We start from the raw sequence: 19,937 nt of genomic DNA, 5'->3' as shown, positions 1-19,937 counted from the left end.
GACACGCCACCGAGGGGACGAGGGAGGGCTCGACATGGCGGGCACCGGGCACGGCAGCGCCGGCCGCGGGCGACCGGCACGCCGCACCGCGGCGACGCCGGGCGGCACCGCCTCGGGCCGTCCCGCCGCCCCCCGCGGGGCCTCCCCGCGTGGGGCGTCGGCGCGCCCGTCGTCCGCCCGCGGGGCCGCGGCGCGGGGCACCTCCGCCCGGCCGGGCGCCGGTCCCGGGCGCCCGCGCGCCACGGCCTCGGGCGCCCTGCGCAAGGCGACGTCCGTCCAGGTGTCGCAGGAGCGCAAGGCGGCTCGCGGCGTCATGCGCGTGGTCGTGCTCGCCTCGATCCTCGTGCTGCTCGCCGTGACCCTCGTGCCCACGCTGCGCTCCTACCTGCGCCAGCAGGGTGAGATCGAGGCCCTGCGCGGCCAGGTGGCGAGCCAGCGCGACGACGTCATCGGGCTCCAGAAGGAGCAGGCGCGCTGGAACGACAACGCGTACGTCATGCAACAGGCGCGGGAGCGGCTCAAGTTCGTCAAGGTCGGGGAGAAGTCGTACACCGTGATCGACGGCAAGCCGGTCGCCCAGGCCGAGCCCGGCGTCGCGAAGGCGCCGGCCGGCGCGAGCGACCACCCGTGGTACGGCCAGCTGTGGGAGTCGGTCCGTGCCGCCGACGCCGGGCCGCGCGAGACGACGGCGCCCGGCAAGTGAGCGAGCAGCCCACCGCGGCGGACCTCGAGGCCGTCGACGCCCAGCTCGGTCGCGTGCCGCGCGGCGTCGCCGCCGTCGCCCACCGCTGCCCCTGTGGCCGCCCGGACGTGCTCATGACCGAGCCGAGGCTGCCCGACGGCACGCCGTTCCCGACGACCTTCTACGCCACCTGCCCCAAGCTGACCGGCGCCATCTCCACCCTGGAGAGCCAGGGCGTGATGCGCGAGATGACCGAGCGGCTCGGCACCGACGAGGACCTCGCCGCCGCGTACGCCGCCGCCCACGAGGACTACCTCGCCCGCCGCGCGGCCCTGGGCACGGTCGCCGAGATCGAGGGCATCTCCGCCGGCGGGATGCCCACGCGCGTCAAGTGCCTGCACGTCCTCGTGGCGCACTCCCTCGCCGTCGGCCCCGGGGTCAACCCGCTGGGCGACGAGGCGCTGGCCATGCTCGGCGAGTGGTGGGCCGACGGGTCCTGCGTGCCCGACGCCCCGGCGGCGGGCGCGTGACGCGCGTCGGCGCCGTCGACTGCGGCACCAACTCCATCCGCCTTCTCGTGGCCGACGTCGACCCGGCCACCGGCGAGCTCACCGACGTGCTGCGCCGGATGGAGGTCGTGCGCCTGGGCTACGGCGTCGACCGCACCGGCTCGATCGACCCGCAGGCCATGGCCCGCACGCTGGCCATGGCGGGCACGTATGCCGGGCAGTGCCGTGAGCTGGGCGCCGAGCGGGTGCGGTTCGTGGCCACCTCCGCGTCCCGGGACGCCTCGAACGCGGGGGAGTTCGTGGCCGGGGTCCGCGACGCCTTCGGCGACTACGGCGTCGCCCCCGAGGTCGTCTCCGGCGACGAGGAGGCCGCCCTGTCCTTCCGCGGCGCGACCGGGGACCTGCGGGCCCACGGCATCCCGGGGCCGTACCTCGTGGTCGACCTCGGCGGTGGCTCGACCGAGCTCGTCCGGGGCACCGACCGGGTGGAGTCCGCTCGCTCCGTCGACATCGGCTGCGTCCGGATGACCGAGCGGCACCTGGTCTCGGACCCGCCGACGGCCGAGGAGGTCGAGGCGGCGGTGCGCGACGTCCGCGCGGCCCTCGACCTGGCCGAGGAGGTCGTCGACCTCGACGGCGTCGCCTCGCTCGTCGGCCTCGCCGGCAGCGTCACCACGATCACGGCGAACGCCCTGCGCCTGCCCGAGTACGACCCTGCCCGGATCCACCTGTCGACGCTCACCCCCGACGAGGTCATCGCCTCGTGCGAGGACCTGCTGCACCGCACCCGGGCCCAGCGCGCCGAGCTCGGCTTCATGCACCCCGGTCGCGTCGACGTCATCGGCGGCGGGGCGCTGATCTGGCGCGAGGTCGTCTCCCGCCTGGCCGCCCGCGGCGTCGAGCGTGTCGTGACCTCCGAGCACGACATCCTCGACGGCATCGCGCTGTCCGTCGCCGGCCGCACCGCCTGACGCCTGGGACCTGACCCCGAAGTCCGGGACTTCGGGGCTCCAGCCGGGTCTGACCGCCGAAGTCCGGGACTTCGGGGCTCCAGCCGGGCCTGACCGCCGAAGTCCGGGACTTCGGGAGCAAGCGCGGGCCGGAACTGACTGGCCGTAACCTCGCGGGTCGCCGCCTCGTTGGCCCGGTGACGCACATCACGCAGCGAGGGGTGGTGAGGACGGTCGAGGGACGGGTGCGACCGCCGCAGGACGACCGGGCAGCCGACCCGGGGGCCCTCGATGCCGCCGTGCTCCCGACCACGCCGACCTCGCCCATCGGCCCGGCGCGCGGCTGGATCGCCCGCCTGAGCGACCGGGCCTACGGCGCAGCCTTCCTGCTCGTGGTGGGCCTGCTGATGGCCCTGTGCGTCGCGTCGTACGCCAAGGTCTTCACCCGCACGGTCGACGTCACCCTGCTGACCGACCGCATCGGCTCGCAGCTCCAGACCTCCGCCGACGTCAAGATCCGCGGCCTCATCGTGGGCGAGGTCCGCGGGATCTCCACCACCGGCCACGGTGCCCTGCTCCGCCTCGCGCTCGACCCCGCGCAGGTCGACCTCATCCCCGCCGACGTGTCCGCGCGCCTGCTGCCCAAGACGCTGTTCGGGGAGCGCTTCGTCGACCTCGTGCCCCCGGCGCACCCGTCCGGGCGCCACCTCGAGTCGGGCGACACCATCCGGCAGGACCGCACGAGTGTGGCGATCGAGCTGGAGAAGGTGTTCGACGACCTGTTGCCGTTGTTGCGGACGGTGCGGCCGGAGAAGCTGGCGACGACGTTGAACGCGTTGGCGTCGGCGTTGGAGGGCCGCGGCACGCGGCTGGGTCAGAACCTGGTGCTGGTGGACGACTACTTCAAGCAGCTGAACCCGAAGATGCCTGTGATCAAGGCGGACATCAGCGGGCTGGCTGACCTGGCGAGCACGTATGCCGTGGCGGCGCCGGACCTGGTGCGGGCGGCGACGAACCTGATCACGACGAACACGACGATCGTGACGAAGAAGGACCAGCTGGCGGGGTTCCTGGCGGGGACGGCGGGGTTCGCGAACACGACGGCAGACTTCCTGGATGCCAACGGTGACCGCATCATCCGGGTCGGGCAGGTCGGCCGCCCGACCATGGAGCTGTTCGCCAAGTACTCGCCGCAGTACCCCTGCTTCACCCAGGCCCTGGTCGACTGGCAGCCGCGCATCGACGACGCGTTCCGCGACCGCCGGTTCCACATCACGGTCGAGCTGAGCTCCTCGCAGCGGCCCGGTTACGCACCCGGCGAGGAGCCCCGCTGGGGCGAGCACCGTCCCGCCGCCTGCAACCTGCTGCCGAACCCGCACGACCGGTTCGGCCACCCGACGAGCCAGGAGTACCCCGTCCCGGGCAAGAAGTTCGACGACGGCACGCACAACGTCGGCGGCTACAGCTCCGACCCGTCCTACTCGGCGCTGCCGCAGATGTTCGCGGGCGCGGCGGGCGCGGCGATCCCCGACCCGGACGCGGGGCTCGCGGGGACGACGCAGGAGCAGCAGCTCGTGACCGCGCTCCTGGAACCCCAGGCCACCTCGCCGTCGGCGATCACGACCCTGCTCGCCGGCCCGATGCTCCGCGGCAGCACCGTCGACCAGCGTTGACCCCGGGCGCCCGCTGCCGTCAGACCGCGTCGGGCTGCAGGGACGCCAGGCCGCCCCATAGGGCCGAGACCACGAGCTCGGTCGCCTCGCCCGCGGTCGTGCCCGGACGCCGGGCGCGCCACACGGCGACCCGCTCGCACGCGCCGACGACCACCTCGGCATACCCCTGGAGGAGCTCGAAGGGCACCTGGCCGAGCCCGGACGCGGACGCGAGGGTGCGGGCGATGGCCTCGGACTGCTGCTCGCGGATGCTCTCGATGAGGGGGCTCGCCTGCGAGGCCATCGCCCCCTCCTGCTGGATGAGGACGAAGGCGTTGGCGTGCTCGTCGATGAACTCGAAGAAGGCGAGGACCCCCGCGCGGAACACGTCCACGAGCTCGGCCCCCGGCCCGGTGGCCTCCCAGGCGGCCTCGGTGACCTCGCGCAGCTGCGTGCGCGCCTTGACGATGCAGGCCGAGAGCAGCCCCTCCTTGGACCCGAAGTACTCGTAGATGAGCGGTTTGGTGACCCCGACGCGCTCGGCGACGTCCTCCATGGTCGTGGCCGAGTACCCGCGCTCGGCGAAGACCTGCTCGGCGACCACGAGGATCTGCGCCTCGCGCTCGGCACGCGGCATCCGGCGGCGGGTCGGGCGGTCCTGCGGGGCGGTGCTCACCCGGCGATCCTAGGGCCTCCCGCCCACAACTTACTCATGGTAAGTTGTGCAGCATGTCCGTCCCCCACCACTCCGTGGCGATCGTGGGCACCGGGTTCTCCGGCCTCGGCATGGCGATCCGGCTGGCCCAGCGCGGCGAGCGCGACTACGTCGTGCTGGAGAAGGCCGCCGAGGTCGGCGGCACCTGGCGCGACAACCGCTACCCGGGATGCGCGTGCGACGTGCCCTCACGGCTCTACTCCTTCTCCTTCGAGCAGAACCCGTCCTGGTCCCGCGACTACGCCACGGCCGGCGAGATCTGGGCCTACCTGCGCGACGTCGCCGACCGGTATGCCGTGCGCGAGCGCACCGTCTTCGGCGCCGACCTGCGCGCGGCCGAGTGGGACGAGCAGGCCCGCCGCTGGCACCTCACCGCGGCCGACGGGCGGCATTGGACGGCGGGCGCGCTGGTCCTCGGCGTGGGCGCGCTGCACGAGCCCCGGGTGCCCGACGTGCCGGGGCTCGACACGTTCCCCGGGCCGGTGCTGCACACGGCCGACTGGCCCGAGCAGGACGGCCTCGACGGCAAGCGTGTCGCGCTCGTGGGCACCGGCGCGAGCTCGGTGCAGCTGCTGCCCGAGCTGGCCCCGCGGGCCGCGCACACCACGGTCTTCCAGCGCACGCCGGCGTGGACCATACCGAAGAAGGACCGTCCGTGGAGCCCGCGGCGCCAGCGGCTCTTCCGGCGCTTCCCGGCCCTCCAGCGCGCGGTCCGGTGGCGCACCTACTGGGAGCTAGAGGCACGGGCGCCCTTGTTCGTGCGCTTCCCGGCCATCGCCCGGCTCGTCGAGCGCCTGGCCCTGCGCGAGCTGCACAAGGCCGTCGACGACCCGCAGGTCCGCGACCAGCTCACCCCGCGCTACCGCATCGGCTGCAAGCGCATCCTGCTGTCCAGCGACTACTGGCCCACCTTCAACCGGCCGGACGTGTCCCTCGTGACGTCGGCCATCGCCGCCGTCGAGGACGGCGCGGTCGTCGCCGCGGACGGCTCGCGCCACGAGGTCGACGCCGTCGTCCTGGGCACGGGGTTCGACGTCCGCGGCAGCTACGAGCGGATCGACATCCGGGGCCTCGGCGGCCGCACGCTCACGGACGCGTGGGCCGACGGCATGCGCACCAACCTCGGTGTGACGGTGGCCGGCTTCCCCGAGCTGTACGTCCTGCTCGGGCCGAACACCGGCCTCGGCCACAACTCGGTGGTCCTCATGATCGAGCTCGCCACCCGCTACGTCCTCGACTCGCTGGCCCGCGCCCGGGTGCAGGGTCCCGCCGTCACCACGCCCGCCGCGCAGGAGGCCTTCCGCCGCGAGATGGACCGTCGGTCGCAGCACACGGTGTGGACGACCGGGTGCCACAGCTGGTACCTGGACGAGCACGGCAGGAACGCGACGCTCTGGCCCGGCTCGACCGTCTCGTACTGGTGGCGCACCCGCCGCCGCCGCGACGAGGACTTCCAGCCCCTGTCCACCCCGACCGCCTCGGAGGCCGATCGTGTTCTCGCGCAGTGACTTCACCCCGCAGGTCTCGATCGTCACCGGCGGCGGCTCGGGCATCGGCCTGGCGATCGCGGCCGAGCTCGTGGCCCGCGGCAGCTCGGTGGTCGTCGCCGACATCGACCCCGCCAAGGCACAGGCGGCGGCCACGCGGCTGGGAGCCACCGCGACCGCGGCGACCCTCGACGTGGCCGACGCCGACGCCGTCACGGCTCTCGTCGACGGCGTCGTGGCGGAGCGGGGCCGGCTCGACGTCATGGTCAACAACGCCGGCGTCGCGATCGGCGGCCTGCTCGAGGAGCTCGACGAGCGGCACTGGGCCAAGGCCCTCGACGTGAACCTGCGTGGCGTCATCCACGGCGTCACCGCGGCATACCCGCACCTGCGCCGCCAGGGACACGGGCACATCCTCAACACGGCCTCGCTCGCCGGGCTCATCCCGGCGCCGGCGATGCTGCCGTACACGACGACCAAGCACGCCGTGGTCGGCCTCTCGACGGCGCTGCGCGCCGAGGCGGCCAGCCAGGGGGTGCGGGTGAGCGTCCTGTGCCCGGGCTTCGTCGACACCCCGCTGCTCGACAAGGTGTATGCCGCCCCGCCCAGCTTCGGGGGCGACAGCGTCCGGGCTCGCGTGCGACTGATGCAGCCGTCGTTCCTCACCCCGGAGCTCGTGGCGCGTAAGGCGGTCGACGGCCTCGCGGCGAACAAGGCCGTCATCCCGGTGGGGTTCCTCGCCCACCTGACGTGGCGCACGCTGCGCTACCTGCCCCCCGTGGCCCGCGGGATGATCCAGGTGCAGGCCACCGGTCACCGCCGGCTCAACGAGCGCGCGGCACGCAGGGCGGCCGCGTCCGCCTGAGCCGCGGCCCCCGGCATACTGGGCGCGCCCCCGTGGCCCAACTGGCAGAGGCAGGCGACTTAAAATCGCCCCGGGTGCGGGTTCGACTCCCGTCGGGGGCACACACGGCCCTCGTGACCCACGCGGCGGGTTCCCGGTCAGGCAGGCCGGCCCGGGTCGGTCAGTCGAGCGGGCAGTGCACTGCGCGGGCCTGCTTCTGCGCCGCCTCGAACGCCGCGAGCTGGCGCTGGCCGGTGTGCCAGTTCTTCCGCCACATCGCGGTCGCCTGGGCGGGCGTGATGTCGCCCATGCGCAGCATCTCCATGTCGTGGATGTGGTGCTGCCACGTGGTGACCGCGGCGTCGGCACGGGTGAGGGCGGTCGAGGCCCGGCCCACGTAGGAGACGCACCGGTTGAGCTGGTCCACCGGCCCGTAGGGAAGGGTGGCGGCCACGTCCGGGTCCAGGCCCTGGCACTGGGACCGGCTGTCCCTCGTCGAGTCCTGCGTGCGCCGGTAGTCGGCGGCGTTCTGGGTCGCGCCGACCCGCGTCTGGTCCCAGAACTGGGTGGCCACCGCGAGGCTGATCTTGCCGGCGACGAGCAGGTTCATCGCATCGATGTGCTTGTCGAACTGCGAGAGCGAGACGTCGGCCGCCCCCATCGAGGCCGCCACCCGCAGCGACGCCAGGCGGCAGGACGCCATCGCCTCACCGAGCGGCGAGCCCGGTGAGACGTCCGCGCCCGTGACGTCGCCGCCCCCGCTGGTCGCGCTGGTGGTCGGCCTCGCCGGGCGCGGGGTGGAGGTCGGGGCCCGGGAGACGGTCATCCTCGCCACGCCGGGCGGGGTCGTCAGGACCGCCTGGGCGGTCGAGTCCCTCGCGTCGGAGGGCGTGGCCCTGGTGAGGACGACGTACGGCCCGAGCAGGGCCAGCACACCGCCCAGGACGAGCGCCGTGGTGCGCCACCGCACCGTCGGGTCGCTGGAGACCGGTCCGACCATGGCAGTCCTCCCCTGTGGTTGCCCGGATGCGCACGAGTATGTGCCGGGGGCACGGCCACGGGGTCCGCCGGGCGCATCAGGGAAAATACGCACAAAGGTGGACGTGTCCGGTTCCTGACCCGACGCCACCGGGGGCGACCTGGTGCGTCGGGAACTGCGGGCCGGGTGTCGCACGTAGTCTGGACAGCAGGCGGCCGACCGCAGGGCCGCACCAGCCTCCCGAGGAGACGAACGATGGCCAGCAACCCGGTGATCGACCGGATCGACAAGGAGTCCCGCCGGGGCTACGCCGGGTTCGGCCGTGCCCCGCAGCAGCCCACGACCGGCTGGGGTGCGAACGACGCGATGTCGCAGCGGCAGCTCGAGGACCTCTACAACGGCCCGTCCGCCGGCCCGGTCCAGACCGGCCGCGTCACGATCGACGACGTCATCATGAAGACGGCCACGCTGCTGGCCATCGTGCTGGTGTCCGGGGCCGTCGGGTGGGCGCTCTCGCCGACCTGGGGCATCGCGATCTGGGGCGTCGGCGTGGTCGCCACGCTCGTGCTCGGCCTGGCCATCGCCTTCAAGAAGACGGTCAGCGTGCCGCTCATCGTGGCGTACGCCGTCTTCGAGGGGCTCTTCGTCGGCGCGATCAGCGAGTCGTACAGCGCGGCGTTCTACCAGCCCGGCCAGGAGACGGCCTTCCAGGGCATCGTGCCGCAGGCCGTCATGGGCACGCTCGCCGTCTTCGCCGGCATGCTCATCGCCTACAAGACCGGCCTGATCAAGGTCACCGAGAAGTTCCGTCGCATGGTCGTCATGGCGGTCATGGGCTACGCCATCTTCGCGCTGGTCAACCTCGTCTACGCCCTCGTGGCGCGCCAGTCGTTCGGACTCGGTGGCACCGGCATGCTCGGCTTCGGCATCTCGATCTTCGCGATCGGGCTCGCCTCGCTCATGCTGGCCGTCGACTTCGACTCGATCGACCGGGCCATCGCCGCCGGCGCCCCCCGGCAGTACTCGTGGCTCCTGGCCCACGGCCTCGTCGTGACGCTCGTCTGGCTCTACCTCGAGATCCTGCGGCTGCTCGGCCGCATGCGCAGCAACTGACCCTGACGAGGAGTTCCTCCGTGCCGCCGACCTCGCCGGTGCCGCAGGAGGTGTCGACCGAGCTCGAGCGCGTGGCCCGGCGGTGGCGTGAGCTGCCGCTGGACCGCGCGCTCACTCGCGTCCCCGCCGTGCGGGCCCTGGTCGACGACCTTGCCGCCGCCGACCGGCCGGGCGGGACCGTGCCGGACCTGGGCCCGGCGGTCCTGCTGGACCAGCTCACCGTCCTGGTGTTCGACGCCTGCGCGGCGGGGCGGGCCGAGGGGCTGGGCAGCCGCCTCGCCGACCTGCGCCGCGCCCTGGGCTGAGGCGCGCACACGGCATACCTGCCACCACGTTCGAGAGGGTGCCGAACGGCTCCCCGGACTCCCGGGAGCAGCCGTTCGACACCCTCTCGAACGCGTGGGGGCCATCGCGTCCACGCGACGGCCCTGCGGGTCAGCTCAGGCGCTCGTAGATGATCGCCATGCCCTGGCCACCGCCGACGCACATCGTCTCGAGGCCGAACTGGCCGTCACGCGCCTCGAGCCCGTTGAGCAGGGTCGTGGTGATGCGGGCGCCGGTCGAGCCGAACGGGTGGCCGAGCGCGATGGCGCCGCCGTGCACGTTGAGCTTGTCGAGGTCCATGCCGAGGTCGTCGGCGCTGGGCAGCACCTGGGCCGCGAACGCCTCGTTGATCTCGTACAGGTCCATGTCGCCGATGGTCATGCCGGCGCGGGCCAGCGCCTGACGCGACGCCTCGACCGGGCCGAGCCCCATGATCTCGGGCGACAGGCCGGAGACGCCGGTCGCGACGACGCGGGCCAGGGGAGTCAGGCCGAGCTCCTTGGCCTTGGTGTCGCTCATGACGACGACGGCGGCGGCGCCGTCGTTGAGCGGGCAGCAGTTGCCGGCCGTGATGGTGCCCTGCTCGCGGAACACCGGCTGCAGCTGCGAGACGGACTCGAGGGTGACGCCGGCGCGCGGGCCGTCGTCCCTGCTCACGACCGTGCCGTCGGGCAGGGTCACCGGCGCGATCTCGCGCTCGAAGAAGCCGTCGGCGATGGCCTTCTCGGCGCGGTTCTGGCTCGTGACGCCCCACTCGTCCATCCGCTGGCGGGAGATGCCGCGCAGGGTGGCCACGTTCTCCGCCGTCTGGCCCATCGAGAGGTAGACGTCGGGCAGCAGCCCCTGCTCGCGCGGGTCGGTCCAGGTCTCGTTGGTCTTCGCGATCTGCTCCGAGCGCGCCTGCGCGTCGGCGAAGAGCGGGTTCTGGTCGTCCCCGGCGGAGCCGCCTGCGCCGGCCCAGTTCGTGTACTGCGACACGCACTCGACGCCGCCGCTGATGAAGACGTCACCCTCGCCGGCCTTGATCGCGTGGTACGCCATGCGGGTCGTCTGCACCGACGAGGCGCAGAACCGGTTCACCGTCGCTCCGGGCAGGTGGTCGTGGCCGGCGAGCACGGCGATGACGCGTGCCATGTTGGAGCCGTGGCGGCCGGACGGCTCGGCGCAGCCCCAGTAGAGGTCCTCGACGAGGGCGGGGTCCAGGCCCGGCACCTTGTCCAGCGCGGCCCGGATCACCTGCACGGACAGGTCGTCGGGCCGCATCTCCTTGAGCGAGCCCTTGAACGCGCGCCCGATGGGCGTGCGGGCGGTGGAGACGATGACGGCTTCGGTCACGGGGGTTCCTCCTCGTCGAGGGCCGCGCGATAAGCGGCCGCTTAGTCCGTGTCGATGGTATGCCGTGCGGCCGGTCCGGGGGATGTGGGCTTGCTCTCGCCCGAGCCGGTCGGGGATGTGTCCCGAGCCCGGGTCCGGGCGTCCGTGGCCCCCACCGGCGTCGCGTCGGCCGGGCGGCCCGCCGTCCCGGTCGCCTCGGAGCCCGCCGCCTTCCCCTCGGCTGCCGCAGCGGGGGCAGCCGCGGCCGCGCCACCGCGCGGGCGGCGCAGCAGCATGGCCCAGCGGCCCCGGGGTCCCCGGCTCTGGCCGCCGACATCGGTCGCGCTCACCTCCGTGCCGGGGTCCATGACGGCATACTTCGCCGCCACGGCGACAGGTCCGACGCCCTCACCGCGGCGGGAGTCCGGGGTGCGTGCCGCGCCCGTACCTTCCGGCCACACGCCCAGGGCGGCGCACACGCTGGGCAGCAGCGCGGCCGCGGCCCGCGCGTACCCCGCCGGGGAGGGGTGGAAGCGGTCCTCGCTGAACATCTCGTGCGGGCGCTCGGCGAACTCGGGGCCGAGCAGGTCGCCGAGGGACACGGTGCGACCGCCGGCCTCGACGACCGCCACGGTCTGGGCCGCCGCGAGGTCGCGGGAGAACCGCCGGCCGAGCAGGCGCAGCGGCTGCGGGATCGGCTGGATGGTGCCGAGGTCCGGGCAGGTGCCGACGACGACCTCGGTGCCGAGTTCGCGCAGGGCCCGCACCACCTGCTCGAGGTGGCGGACGGCCACGGCCCGGTCGATCCGGTGGGTGACGTCGTTGGCGCCGACCATGATGACCGCGACGTCGGGCCGGGGGACCAGGTCGAGGGCGTTGGCGAGCTGCAGCTCGAGGTCGGAGGACTCCGCCCCGACCACGGCGGTGTTGGTGAGGCGTACCGGCCGGCCGGTCAGCGCGCTGACGCCGTTGCCGATGATCGCGCCGACGGTCTGGTGCGGGGAATCGCAGCCCATGCCCGCCGCGGAGCTGTCGCCGAGCACCACGAGGTCGACGGGGTCGCCGGTGCCGGCGCCGTAGACGCCGTTGTCGTCGGGCGCGCCGTCGAACGGCTGGCCGACGACGCGGCGCGCCATCATCGCCTCGACCTTGAGCACGCCGTACCCGAGCGCCCCCAGCGCACCGATCCCCGCAGCCAGCCCACCGCCCCCGTAGGCGGCCGTCGCGGCGATCCTGCGTGCGCGTCGAGCCCTGCCCATGGGCACACCACCCCTCTCGTCGACTGTCCCACTGACGCTAACGGTCGAGGTCGTCATCGGGGTTTCCACCCCCTTCCGGGTGCGGTGCTGCGTCGCGGTGTCGAGGTGGCCCGGTGTGGTCGCCCTGATGAGATGGTGCGCCCCGCAGCCCGACCCCGCATCCGACACCCGCGGTAGCCCCGTTGGAGGAGGGCGCTCGCGGGCATCCGGGGCCCGCAGTGGGTCGGCCGCGGCTCCCCGCGGGCCGGCCCCGGCCCGGCCGGCCCGGTGTCCAGCATCTGAGAGGATGGCCGGGTGAAGTACGCAGAGCACATCGCCGACCTGGTCGGGAACACGCCCCTCGTCAAGCTCAACACGGTCACCGAGGACGCGGGTGTGGCTTGCACCGTCCTCGCCAAGGTGGAGTACATGAACCCGGGCGGCTCGGTGAAGGACCGCATCGCCCTGAAGATGGTCGAGGCCGCGGAGGAGTCCGGGGAGCTCAAGCCCGGTGGCACCATCGTCGAGCCGACCTCCGGCAACACCGGCGTGGGCCTGGCCCTGGTCGCCCAGCGGCGCGGGTACAAGTGCGTGTTCGTCTGCCCCGACAAGGTGAGCCAGGACAAGCGCGACGTGCTCAAGGCGTACGGCGCCGAGGTCGTCGTCTGCCCGACCGCGGTCGCCCCCGACCACCCCGACTCCTACTACTCCGTCTCCGACCGGCTGGTCCGCGAGATCGAGGGCGCCTGGAAGCCGAACCAGTACGCGAACCAGAACGGCCCGGCCTCGCACTACGAGTCGACCGGCCCGGAGATCTGGGCCGACACCGACGGGAAGGTCACGCACTTCGTCGCGGGGGTCGGCACCGGCGGCACCATCACCGGCACCGGTCGCTACCTGCGCGACGTCTCGGCCGACCGCGAGGGCGGCCGGGTCCGCATCATCGGCGCCGACCCCGAGGGCTCGGTCTACTCCGGCGGCTCCGGCCGCCCCTACCTCGTCGAGGGCGTCGGCGAGGACTTCTGGCCGAGCGCCTACGACCCCGCCGTGGTCGACGAGGTCATCGCGGTCAGCGACGCCGACTCCTTCGCCATGACCCGGCGCCTGGCCAAGGAGGAGGGCCTGCTCGTCGGCGGCTCCTGCGGCATGGCGGTCGTCGCCGCCCTGCGCGCGGCGAAGGACCTGCCGGCCGACGCCGTCGTCGTCGTGCTGCTGCCGGACAGCGGTCGCGGGTACATGAGCAAGATCTTCAACGACGAGTGGATGAGCTCCTACGGCTTCATGCACTCCCAGACCGAGACGACGGTCGGCGAGGTCCTGCACAAGAAGGCGGGCGACCTGCCCGCGCTGGTGCACACGCACCCGACCGAGACCGTGCGCGACGCCATCGAGATCCTGCACGAGTACTCGGTGTCGCAGATGCCGGTCGTCAAGGCCGAGCCGCCGGTCATGGCCGGCGAGGTCGCCGGCTCGGTGAGCGAGCGCGCGCTGCTCGAGGCCCTCTTCAACGGCACCGCCCACCTCACCGACCCGGTCGAGAAGCACATGGAGCAGTCGCTGCCGCTCGTCGGCGCGGGCGAGCCCGTCTCGGCCGCGCGGGCCGAGCTCGAGAAGCACGACGCGATCATGGTCGTCGAGGACGGCAAGCCGGTCGGGGTCCTGACCCGCGCCGACCTGCTCATCGCACTGGTCGACTGACGCTCGCTGGGACTGGGTGCCCGGACGGTCGGGTTTCCGACCGTCCGGGCACCCAATCCCACGGTGCCGGCGCTACCGCAGCCGTCGCGCCATGTCCGGGCGCGGCGGCTGCGCCGCGTCCGGGTGCAGGACCGAGGCCAGCGCCTCGACGCCGTCGACGAGCCGGGGCCCGGGGCGGGCGAACGACGCGTTCGCGTCCACCGCCCACACCGGTATGCCGTCCGGCAGCTCGCCGGCGTCGAGCGCCGCGCGGGCGAGGGCAGCGGACCCCTCCAGGTCGTAGCCGCACGGTGCGCAGACGATGACCTCGGGCGCGCTCGCGCGCACGTCGTCCCACGTCACGCGGACCGACTTCTCCCGGGCCGACCCGAGCGCGCTCACCGCGCCGGCGGCCTCGACCATCTCCGGCACCCAGTGGCCCGGGGCGAACGGCGGGTCGGTCCACTCCAGCACCAGCGCCCGCGGGCGGGGACGGTCGCGCACGCGCCGCTCCACGGCATACAGGCGCTCGCGCAGCCCGGCCACGAGGGAGGCGGCCTCGTCTTCGTGACCGGTTGCGGCGCCGAGGGTGAGGACGGAGCCGAGCACCTCCTCGAGGCTGTGCGGGTCGATGGTGAGGACCTCGGCGGTGCAGCCGAGGTGCGCGAGGGCGTCGTCCACCTTGGAGACGTCGACGGCGCAGACTGCGCACAGGTCCTGGGTCACCACGAGGTCGGCGTCGAGGTCGGCCAGGGCGCCCGCGTCGAGGTGGTAGAGGTCCTCGCCGGCGGCCATCGCGCGGGTGACGAACGCGTCGATCTGGGCCGACGACAGGCCCTCGGGGATCGCCGTCGTCGACACGATCCGGCGCTCGCGGGCCTGCGCCGGGGTGTCGCACTCGAACGTCACGCCGACGACGTCGTCGCCCGCGCCGATCGCGAACAGGATCTCGGTGGTCGAGGGCAGCAGGGAGACGATCCGCACGCGGCGACCCTACGCGGCCCGCGGCCGGGCGGCCGGGCGGGCGGCGGCCGGGCGGGCGGGGGGCGGCGACGGCGGCGCCGGGCCGCGTGCCCGACGTAGGGTCGAGGGGTGGACCCCTGGGAGTCGCCGGTGGAGCGCGCGATCCGCGAGGCGCAGGAGCGCGGCGAGTTCGACAACCTGCCCGGCGCCGGGAAGCCGCTGCGCGGGATCGGGGCCTCGGACGTCGACGACCCGGACTGGTGGGTCAAGGGCCTGGTGCAGCGCGAGCAGCTCGACATGACCGGGGCGATGCCGCCCGCGATTGCCCTGCGCAAGGAGCGGCAGACCTTCCCCGAGTCGCTGCTCGACCTGCGCACGGAGGAGTCGGTGCGGGCCGTGCTCGAGGACTTCAACCGGCGCGTCAAGCTCGACCGGCTGCGCCCTGCTGTCGGTGCGATGCCGCCGCTGATCGCCCCCACCGTCGACGTCGAGGACATGGTCGGGCAGTGGCGACGCCTGCGGGAGGAGCGGGCCGAGCAGGCGCGCGCCGAACGAGCCCGGGCGGCAGCGGCGGCCGAGGTCAGCCCAGGGGCAGGTACATCACGTGCAGGCCGACGCGGCCGTGCCGCCTGGATTGGAAGGCTCCTGGGACGGTCGTGAGCACCTCGAACCCGAGGTCCTGCCACAGCCGCACGGCCGCGGTGTTCGTCTCGACGACCGCGTTGAACTGGATGCCCGCGTAGCCCTCGCGCCGGTGCCACGCCAGCACCTCCGCGGCGAGCGCGCGCCCGACCCCCCGACCGCGCGCGGCCTCGGCCACCATGAAGCTCGCCGTCCCGACGTGCGAGCCGCGACCCGGCCGGTTGGGCCCCATCTTCGCGCTGCCGAGCAGGGTGCCGTCGTCGTCCACGGCGACCACCGTGCGGCCGGGCGGCTGCTCGAGCCAGAGCCCGCGCACCGCGTCCTCGTCCAGGCCCTGCGGGTAGGCGTACGTCTCGCCGTCGTCGACGACCGCGTGGAAGGTGGGCAGGAACGCCGGTACGTCCTGCGCCGTCATCTCGCGGATCATCACGTGGGCACCGTATGCCGCCGGGCGGCACCTTCGCCGCACCGGCGCCCTCCGGTCCGGTGCGCCGGGTCGCGGCCCGGAGGGCATGATCGTGCCGTCCGGCCTCGTCCGTTCGGTCGGTCCGGGTCGGCAGAGGTGCGAAACGGCCCTCACCGGGCGCAAGGGGTCAATACGGTCGGGTGCATGCGCCGCACCGCTGTCTCCCTCGCCCTGTCCGCCGCCGTCGCCGTGGGGGTCGGCCTCGCCGTGCCGTCCGCCGCCTCGGCCACGACCCCGCCGATCCGGATCGTCAAGATCCAGTACGACTCGCCCGGCGCCGACCGCGGAGGCAACAGCAGCCTCAACGCCGAGTACGTCGTCCTCAAGAACACGACCCGGACCAACCGGTCGCTGACCGGCTGGACCCTCCGCGACAAGCAGGGCTACACGTACCGGTTCCCGACGTTCACGCTCAAGGCCGGCGCCTCCGTCACCATCCACACCGGCAAGGGCTCGGCCACGGCGTCGCACCGGTACTACAACCGCTCCTGGTACGTCTGGAACAACACCGGCGACACGGCATACCTGCGCGACTCCAGGGGCGTGCTCCGCGACAGCTGGGCGTTCAATGACGCCACTCCCTCGGCGTACTACGTCACCCGACGCTGACGCACCGCCGCGTCCTGCGGCCCACTGGTGCCGGATCCGGCACGTTTCGCCCTCGGTCCGCACGGACGAGGGCGACTCGTGCCGGTTGTGGCACGAGTCGCCCTCGGTCGGGGACGGCGTGGGCGTCAGGCGCCCGAGTCGTTGGTGCGCAGCACGCTCTCCTGCGAGGGCAGCTGGTCCTGCTTGACGATGCCCACGGGGCAGGTCATGCCCTTGAACCCGTGGTTGCAGTAGCCGCCGGGGTTCTTGAAGAGGTACTGCTGGTGGTAGTCCTCGGCGTAGTAGAACGGCCCCGCGTCGTCGGCCGAGCGGATCTCGGTCGTGATGGCGCCGTACCCGTGCTCGGTCAGCACCTTCTGGAACGACTCCCTCGTGGCCTCCGCCGCGATGCGCTGGCCCTCGGTGGTCCAGTAGATGGCCGACCGGTATGCCGTGCCGATGTCGTTGCCCTGCCGGTTCGCAGTCGTGGGGTCGTGGTTCTCCCAGAACTCCTTGAGCAGCAGCTCGGGCGAGGTCTGCTCGGGGTCGTAGGCCACGAGGACGGTCTCGGCGTGGCCGGTGCGACCCGTGCAGGTCTCCTCGTAGGTCGGGTTCGGCGTGAACCCGCCCATGTAACCGGCCGCGGTCGTGACGACACCCGGCTGCTGCCAGAAGATGCGCTCGGCCCCCCAGAAGCACCCCATGGCGACGTAGAGCACCTCGGTGCCCTCGGGCCAGGGACCCTCGACGGGGGTGTGCAGCACCAGGTGCTCCGGTGCGATCGAGAACGGCCGGGTGGGACGGCCCTGCAGGGCCTCCTCGGCGGTGGGCATGGTCGACTTGCTGCGGCTCCCGAAGATCACGACCCGTTCAACGCGACCACGCCCGCGGCTGTTCCACCCCGGTCCGTCGGTGTCCACCCTGGTCCCTCGGCGTCCACCCCGGTCCCTCCGGCGGTGGAACCACGACCCGTGCTCCGCTGCTGCGACAACTCCTTTGCGGTGCTCGTCACCGGTGCGACAGGGTGGGCGGATGACCGGAATCGTCGAGATCCGACCCGACGGCCCGGAGGAGAGCTTCCAGGCGTGGTGCGACGTGCTGTACGCGTCCGCGGTGCACGACCTCGGGGAGCTGCACTCCGCCCGCACCCCTGAGGAGCGGCGCGTCCTGCTGCGAGACCCCGCACGACGCACGGTCGCGCTCGCCGTCCACGACGACGCCGGACGGCTGGTGGGGGCTGCCTCGCTCGCCATGCCGCTGCACGACAACCTCCGGCTGGGTGTCCTCGTGCTGGCCGTCCACCCCGACCACCGTGGCCGCGGTCACGGCCGGGCCCTGCTGCGACAGGCAGAGGAGGTGCAGCGCGACGCCGGCCGAGACCTGCTCGTCGCGGAGACGGTGTGGGTGGCCGGCTCAGAAGACGTCCACGGCGGCTTCGCCCGCCGGTTCGGGTACGCACCTGCCCAGACGAACCTGCGCAGCTCGCTGCAGCTGCCCCTCGACCGGGACCGCCTCGCCACCGTCCTGGCCGACCACGACGGTGACGGCTACGTCCTCCGGACGGCGCTCGGCGGCATACCGGACGAGTGGGTCGCTGCGCGCGCCCTCCTCGGTCGCCGCATGAGCACCGACGTCCCGCTCGGCGACCTCCAGCTCGAGGAGGAGGACTGGGACGAGGAGCGGGTCCGCCAGGACTACGCCCGCATCGCGGCGGCGGGTCGCACGGCGGTCGACACGTTCGCCTTCGCCGCCGACGGCTCGGTCGCCGGCTACACCCAGACCACGGTCACCAGCGACCCGTCCGTCGTCTACCAGCAGGACACGCTCGTCCTGCGCGAGCACCGCGGCCACCGGCTCGGCCTGCGGATGAAGGCCGCCAACACGCTCGCCCTCGTGGAGCACCTGCCCGGCCCAGCGAGCGTGCGCACGTGGAACGCCGAGGAGAACGCACCGATGCTCGCCGTCAACCGCGAGCTCGGGTATGCCGAGGACGCGGCGATGCGCGAGTGGCAGAAGGAGCTGCGGTGAGCCTGGTCGTCGTCGAGCCCGGGACGTCGCTCGGTGAGGTGGTCTCGATCCACGTCGCACCGGCGCGCCGGATCCCCACGCGGTCCGTGGAGTCGGTGGTCGCGGAGGCGGGTGCCGGACTGGTGGGCGACCGGTACCACGGGTCGCGGCACCGGCACGTGACCATCCAGTCGGCCCTCGACCTCGAGGCGGCAGGTGCAGCCCTGGGGTCGGTCGTCGAGCCCGGCGCGACCCGGCGCAACCTGACGATCTCCGGCGGACCGGTGCCCGGCAAGCCGGGGACGCGGGTGCGGGTGGGGGAGGTGCTGCTGGAGGTCGTTCGACCCGCCGCCCCGTGCCGCCTGCTCGACGACTGGATCGCCCCCGGTGCGATGAAGGCGATGCACGCCCGCGGAGGCACCGTGTTCCGCATCCTCGAGGGCGGGCCGGTGCGCGTCGGCGACCTGGTCGTGGTCGAGGCGCCCCGGGAGGAGCGGGCGACCGCCCGCGGGGAGGGTGCGGGCCGCTGAGCGCCGCACCCGGCGGTGGGCGACGCCTCCCGGGCGACGGCTAGCCTTGCCGCCATGAGCGACGACGCGCGGCAGCAGGGGTTCTCGACCAGGGCGATCCACGCCGGGCAGGAGCCCGATGCGGGGACCGGTGCGGTCATCACGCCGATCTTCCAGGTCTCGACCTACAAGCAGGACGGCATCGGCGGCTTCCGCGGCGGGTACGAGTACTCGCGCTCGGCGAACCCCACCCGCACGGCGCTCGAGGAGTGCTTCGCCGCCCTGGAGGGCGGTGTCCGCGGGTTCGCGTTCTCCTCCGGGCTCGCCGGCCAGGACACCGTGCTGCGCGCCCTGCTCGCACCCGGTGACCACGTGGTCGTCCCCAACGACGCGTACGGCGGCACCTACCGCCTGTTCAACAAGGTCCTCACGCCCTGGGGCGTCGAGCACTCGATCGCGCCCATGGGCGACGTCGACGCCGTCCGCGCGGCCATCCGGCCCGGGGCGACGAAGATCGTCTGGGTCGAGACGCCGACCAACCCGCTGCTCGGCATCGCCGACATCGAGGCGCTCGCGGCCGTGGCGCACGAGGCCGGCGCGCTGCTCGTCGTCGACAACACGTTCGCCAGCCCGTACCTGCAGCAGCCGCTGTCGCTCGGCGCCGACATCGTCACCCACTCGACGACCAAGTACTGCGGCGGCCACTCCGACGTCGTCGGTGGCGCGGTCGTCGTCGGCCATGACATCGCGGTGCCGGGGTACGCCGACGCGGCCGACCGGATCGCCTTCCACCAGAACTCGATGGGCGCGGTCGCAGGACCGATGGACGCGTGGCTCGTGCTGCGCGGCCTCAAGACGCTCGCGGTCCGCATGGAGAAGCACAGCGACAACGCCGAGCGGGTCGTGGAGTTCCTGAGCGGCCACCCGGCGGTGAAGGCCGTGCACTACCCGGGCCTGGCGAGCCACCCCGGCCACGAGGTCGCGAAGAAGCAGATGCGCCGGTTCGGCGGGATGATCTCGTTCCAGGTCAAGGCGGGCGAGGACGTCGCCGTCAAGGTCTGCGGCGAGACCCAGCTGTGGACCCTCGGCGAGTCGCTCGGCGGCGTCGAGTCGCTCATCGAGCACCCGGCCAGGATGACCCACGCGTCCGTCGCGGGCACCGAGCTCGAGGTGCCGGCCGACCTGATCCGCCTGTCCTGCGGCATCGAGGACGTCGACGACCTCATCGCCGACCTCGGCCAGGCCCTCGACCGGCTCGGCTGACCCGGGCGACCGGCC

The 19,937-nt window shown here is 73.5% G+C and carries 21 protein-coding genes and 1 tRNA gene; 15 read left to right on the top strand and 7 right to left on the bottom strand.

Annotated features, from left to right (window positions below; translation table 11 throughout):
- The first annotated feature begins 34 nt into the window (after positions 1 to 34).
- The 4 genes from RKE38_RS04730 to RKE38_RS04715 all read left to right on the top strand — a co-directional run bounded on the left by RKE38_RS04730 (position 35) and on the right by RKE38_RS04715 (position 3,814).
- The gene (locus RKE38_RS04730) at positions 35 to 703 is read left to right on the top strand and encodes an FtsB family cell division protein (RefSeq protein WP_316006290.1); all 669 of its coding nucleotides are present in this window, start codon (positions 35 to 37) and stop codon (positions 701 to 703) included.
- Positions 700 to 1,212 (top strand): DUF501 domain-containing protein, encoded by a 513-nt coding sequence (locus RKE38_RS04725; RefSeq protein WP_316006289.1) that lies wholly within the window; start codon positions 700 to 702, stop codon positions 1,210 to 1,212. Before RKE38_RS04730 ends, RKE38_RS04725 begins: the two co-directional genes overlap by 4 nt.
- Positions 1,209 to 2,162, top strand: a complete 954-nt coding sequence (locus RKE38_RS04720) for a Ppx/GppA phosphatase family protein (RefSeq protein WP_316006288.1) — start codon at positions 1,209 to 1,211, stop codon at positions 2,160 to 2,162. The genes RKE38_RS04725 and RKE38_RS04720 overlap by 4 nt, the downstream gene beginning before the upstream one ends.
- Positions 2,163 to 2,365: 203 nt before the next feature.
- The gene (locus RKE38_RS04715; RefSeq protein WP_316006287.1) at positions 2,366 to 3,814 is read left to right on the top strand and encodes an MCE family protein; all 1,449 of its coding nucleotides are present in this window, start codon (positions 2,366 to 2,368) and stop codon (positions 3,812 to 3,814) included.
- A 19-nt stretch (positions 3,815 to 3,833) separates the two neighbouring features.
- Here the strand turns inward: RKE38_RS04715 and RKE38_RS04710 are convergent, their stop codons facing one another.
- Positions 3,834 to 4,469 carry a TetR/AcrR family transcriptional regulator gene (locus RKE38_RS04710; RefSeq protein ID WP_316006286.1) on the bottom strand — a complete coding sequence of 212 codons (636 nt, stop codon included), beginning with the start codon at positions 4,467 to 4,469 and terminating at the stop codon, positions 3,834 to 3,836.
- Between the two features lie 53 nt (positions 4,470 to 4,522).
- Here RKE38_RS04710 and RKE38_RS04705 point away from each other — a divergent pair, with 53 nt between their 5' ends.
- The 3 genes from RKE38_RS04705 (at position 4,523) to RKE38_RS04695 (ending at position 6,961) form a co-directional block, all read left to right on the top strand.
- A complete protein-coding gene (locus RKE38_RS04705) occupies positions 4,523 to 6,016 on the top strand; it encodes an NAD(P)/FAD-dependent oxidoreductase (RefSeq protein ID WP_316006285.1) in 1,494 nt (497 codons plus the stop codon).
- The gene (locus RKE38_RS04700) at positions 6,000 to 6,860 is read left to right on the top strand and encodes an SDR family oxidoreductase (RefSeq protein ID WP_316006284.1); all 861 of its coding nucleotides are present in this window, start codon (positions 6,000 to 6,002) and stop codon (positions 6,858 to 6,860) included. Before RKE38_RS04705 ends, RKE38_RS04700 begins: the two co-directional genes overlap by 17 nt.
- Positions 6,861 to 6,886: 26 nt before the next feature.
- A tRNA-Leu gene (locus RKE38_RS04695) sits at positions 6,887 to 6,961 on the top strand.
- Between the two features lie 59 nt (positions 6,962 to 7,020).
- Here the strand turns inward: RKE38_RS04695 and RKE38_RS04690 are convergent.
- Entirely contained in the window at positions 7,021 to 7,839 is an 819-nt protein-coding gene (locus RKE38_RS04690; protein ID WP_316006283.1) for a hypothetical protein, read from the bottom strand.
- Positions 7,840 to 8,073: 234 nt separating this feature from the next.
- Between RKE38_RS04690 and RKE38_RS04685 the strand changes: the two genes are divergently transcribed.
- The gene (locus RKE38_RS04685; protein ID WP_316006282.1) at positions 8,074 to 8,931 is read left to right on the top strand and encodes a Bax inhibitor-1/YccA family protein; all 858 of its coding nucleotides are present in this window, start codon (positions 8,074 to 8,076) and stop codon (positions 8,929 to 8,931) included.
- Positions 8,932 to 8,951: 20 nt separating this feature from the next.
- Positions 8,952 to 9,236, top strand: a complete 285-nt coding sequence (locus RKE38_RS04680; RefSeq protein ID WP_316006281.1) for a hypothetical protein — start codon at positions 8,952 to 8,954, stop codon at positions 9,234 to 9,236.
- A gap of 130 nt (positions 9,237 to 9,366) precedes the next feature.
- On the opposite strand, the gene RKE38_RS04675 is transcribed toward RKE38_RS04680, so the two are convergent.
- Positions 9,367 to 10,590: an acetyl-CoA C-acetyltransferase gene (locus RKE38_RS04675; RefSeq protein WP_316006280.1), complete on the bottom strand. Its 1,224-nt coding sequence runs from the start codon at positions 10,588 to 10,590 to the stop codon at positions 9,367 to 9,369.
- Between the two features lie 41 nt (positions 10,591 to 10,631).
- Positions 10,632 to 11,828 (bottom strand): SGNH/GDSL hydrolase family protein, encoded by a 1,197-nt coding sequence (locus RKE38_RS04670; RefSeq protein WP_316006279.1) that lies wholly within the window; start codon positions 11,826 to 11,828, stop codon positions 10,632 to 10,634.
- A gap of 294 nt (positions 11,829 to 12,122) precedes the next feature.
- Between RKE38_RS04670 and RKE38_RS04665 the strand changes: the two genes are divergently transcribed.
- Positions 12,123 to 13,505, top strand: coding sequence for a cystathionine beta-synthase (locus RKE38_RS04665; protein ID WP_316006278.1), 1,383 nt, complete (start codon positions 12,123 to 12,125; stop codon positions 13,503 to 13,505).
- Positions 13,506 to 13,577: 72 nt separating this feature from the next.
- On the opposite strand, the gene RKE38_RS04660 is transcribed toward RKE38_RS04665, so the two are convergent.
- Positions 13,578 to 14,468 (bottom strand): ABC transporter substrate-binding protein, encoded by an 891-nt coding sequence (locus tag RKE38_RS04660; protein WP_316006277.1) that lies wholly within the window; start codon positions 14,466 to 14,468, stop codon positions 13,578 to 13,580.
- 108 nt (positions 14,469 to 14,576) lie between these two features.
- Between RKE38_RS04660 and RKE38_RS04655 the strand changes: the two genes are divergently transcribed.
- Positions 14,577 to 15,107, top strand: coding sequence for a DUF1992 domain-containing protein (locus tag RKE38_RS04655; RefSeq protein WP_316006276.1), 531 nt, complete (start codon positions 14,577 to 14,579; stop codon positions 15,105 to 15,107).
- Here RKE38_RS04655 and RKE38_RS04650 read toward each other — a convergent pair.
- Positions 15,028 to 15,516, bottom strand: a complete 489-nt coding sequence (locus RKE38_RS04650) for a GNAT family N-acetyltransferase (RefSeq protein ID WP_316007598.1) — start codon at positions 15,514 to 15,516, stop codon at positions 15,028 to 15,030. The two genes, RKE38_RS04655 and RKE38_RS04650, sit on opposite strands and share 80 nt — an antisense overlap.
- A 183-nt stretch (positions 15,517 to 15,699) precedes the next feature.
- Here RKE38_RS04650 and RKE38_RS04645 point away from each other — a divergent pair, with 183 nt between their 5' ends.
- Entirely contained in the window at positions 15,700 to 16,164 is a 465-nt protein-coding gene (locus tag RKE38_RS04645) for a lamin tail domain-containing protein (RefSeq protein WP_316006275.1), read from the top strand.
- Between the two features lie 125 nt (positions 16,165 to 16,289).
- Here the strand turns inward: RKE38_RS04645 and msrA are convergent, their stop codons facing one another.
- Positions 16,290 to 16,976 carry a peptide-methionine (S)-S-oxide reductase MsrA gene (gene msrA / locus RKE38_RS04640; RefSeq protein WP_316007597.1) on the bottom strand — a complete coding sequence of 229 codons (687 nt, stop codon included), beginning with the start codon at positions 16,974 to 16,976 and terminating at the stop codon, positions 16,290 to 16,292.
- 199 nt (positions 16,977 to 17,175) lie between these two features.
- Here msrA and RKE38_RS04635 point away from each other — a divergent pair, with 199 nt between their 5' ends.
- From RKE38_RS04635 to RKE38_RS04625, 3 genes are read left to right on the top strand one after another with little or no spacing between them, the layout of a single operon-like run.
- The gene (locus tag RKE38_RS04635; protein ID WP_316006274.1) at positions 17,176 to 18,171 is read left to right on the top strand and encodes a GNAT family N-acetyltransferase; all 996 of its coding nucleotides are present in this window, start codon (positions 17,176 to 17,178) and stop codon (positions 18,169 to 18,171) included.
- The gene (locus RKE38_RS04630) at positions 18,168 to 18,680 is read left to right on the top strand and encodes an MOSC domain-containing protein (RefSeq protein ID WP_316006273.1); all 513 of its coding nucleotides are present in this window, start codon (positions 18,168 to 18,170) and stop codon (positions 18,678 to 18,680) included. The genes RKE38_RS04635 and RKE38_RS04630 overlap by 4 nt, the downstream gene beginning before the upstream one ends.
- Positions 18,681 to 18,734: 54 nt before the next feature.
- Complete coding sequence (locus RKE38_RS04625) at positions 18,735 to 19,922, top strand: cystathionine gamma-synthase (RefSeq protein ID WP_316006272.1); 1,188 nt, start codon at positions 18,735 to 18,737, stop codon at positions 19,920 to 19,922.
- The last annotated feature ends 15 nt before the right edge of the window (positions 19,923 to 19,937 follow it).

The organism is Phycicoccus sp. M110.8 (assembly GCF_032464895.1).
Lineage (GTDB): Bacteria > Actinomycetota > Actinomycetes > Actinomycetales > Dermatophilaceae > Pedococcus.
This window is presented reverse-complemented; position numbering and strand designations above follow the sequence as displayed.

Excerpts from the sequence above, each read along its gene's own strand:
- RKE38_RS04650 (WP_316007598.1), bottom strand. The coding sequence starts at position 15,516 with ATGATCCGCGAGATGACGGCGCAGGACGTACCGGCGTTCCTGCCCACC.
- RKE38_RS04705 (WP_316006285.1), top strand. The coding sequence starts at position 4,523 with ATGTCCGTCCCCCACCACTCCGTGGCGATCGTGGGCACCGGGTTCTCC.
- RKE38_RS04730 (WP_316006290.1), top strand. The coding sequence starts at position 35 with ATGGCGGGCACCGGGCACGGCAGCGCCGGCCGCGGGCGACCGGCACGC.
- RKE38_RS04690 (WP_316006283.1), bottom strand. The coding sequence starts at position 7,839 with ATGGTCGGACCGGTCTCCAGCGACCCGACGGTGCGGTGGCGCACCACG.
- RKE38_RS04625 (WP_316006272.1), top strand. The coding sequence starts at position 18,735 with ATGAGCGACGACGCGCGGCAGCAGGGGTTCTCGACCAGGGCGATCCAC.
- RKE38_RS04635 (WP_316006274.1), top strand. The coding sequence starts at position 17,176 with ATGACCGGAATCGTCGAGATCCGACCCGACGGCCCGGAGGAGAGCTTC.
- RKE38_RS04685 (WP_316006282.1), top strand. The coding sequence starts at position 8,074 with ATGGCCAGCAACCCGGTGATCGACCGGATCGACAAGGAGTCCCGCCGG.
- RKE38_RS04645 (WP_316006275.1), top strand. The coding sequence starts at position 15,700 with ATGCGCCGCACCGCTGTCTCCCTCGCCCTGTCCGCCGCCGTCGCCGTG.
- RKE38_RS04670 (WP_316006279.1), bottom strand. The coding sequence starts at position 11,828 with ATGGGCAGGGCTCGACGCGCACGCAGGATCGCCGCGACGGCCGCCTAC.
- msrA (WP_316007597.1), bottom strand. The coding sequence starts at position 16,976 with ATGCCCACCGCCGAGGAGGCCCTGCAGGGCCGTCCCACCCGGCCGTTC.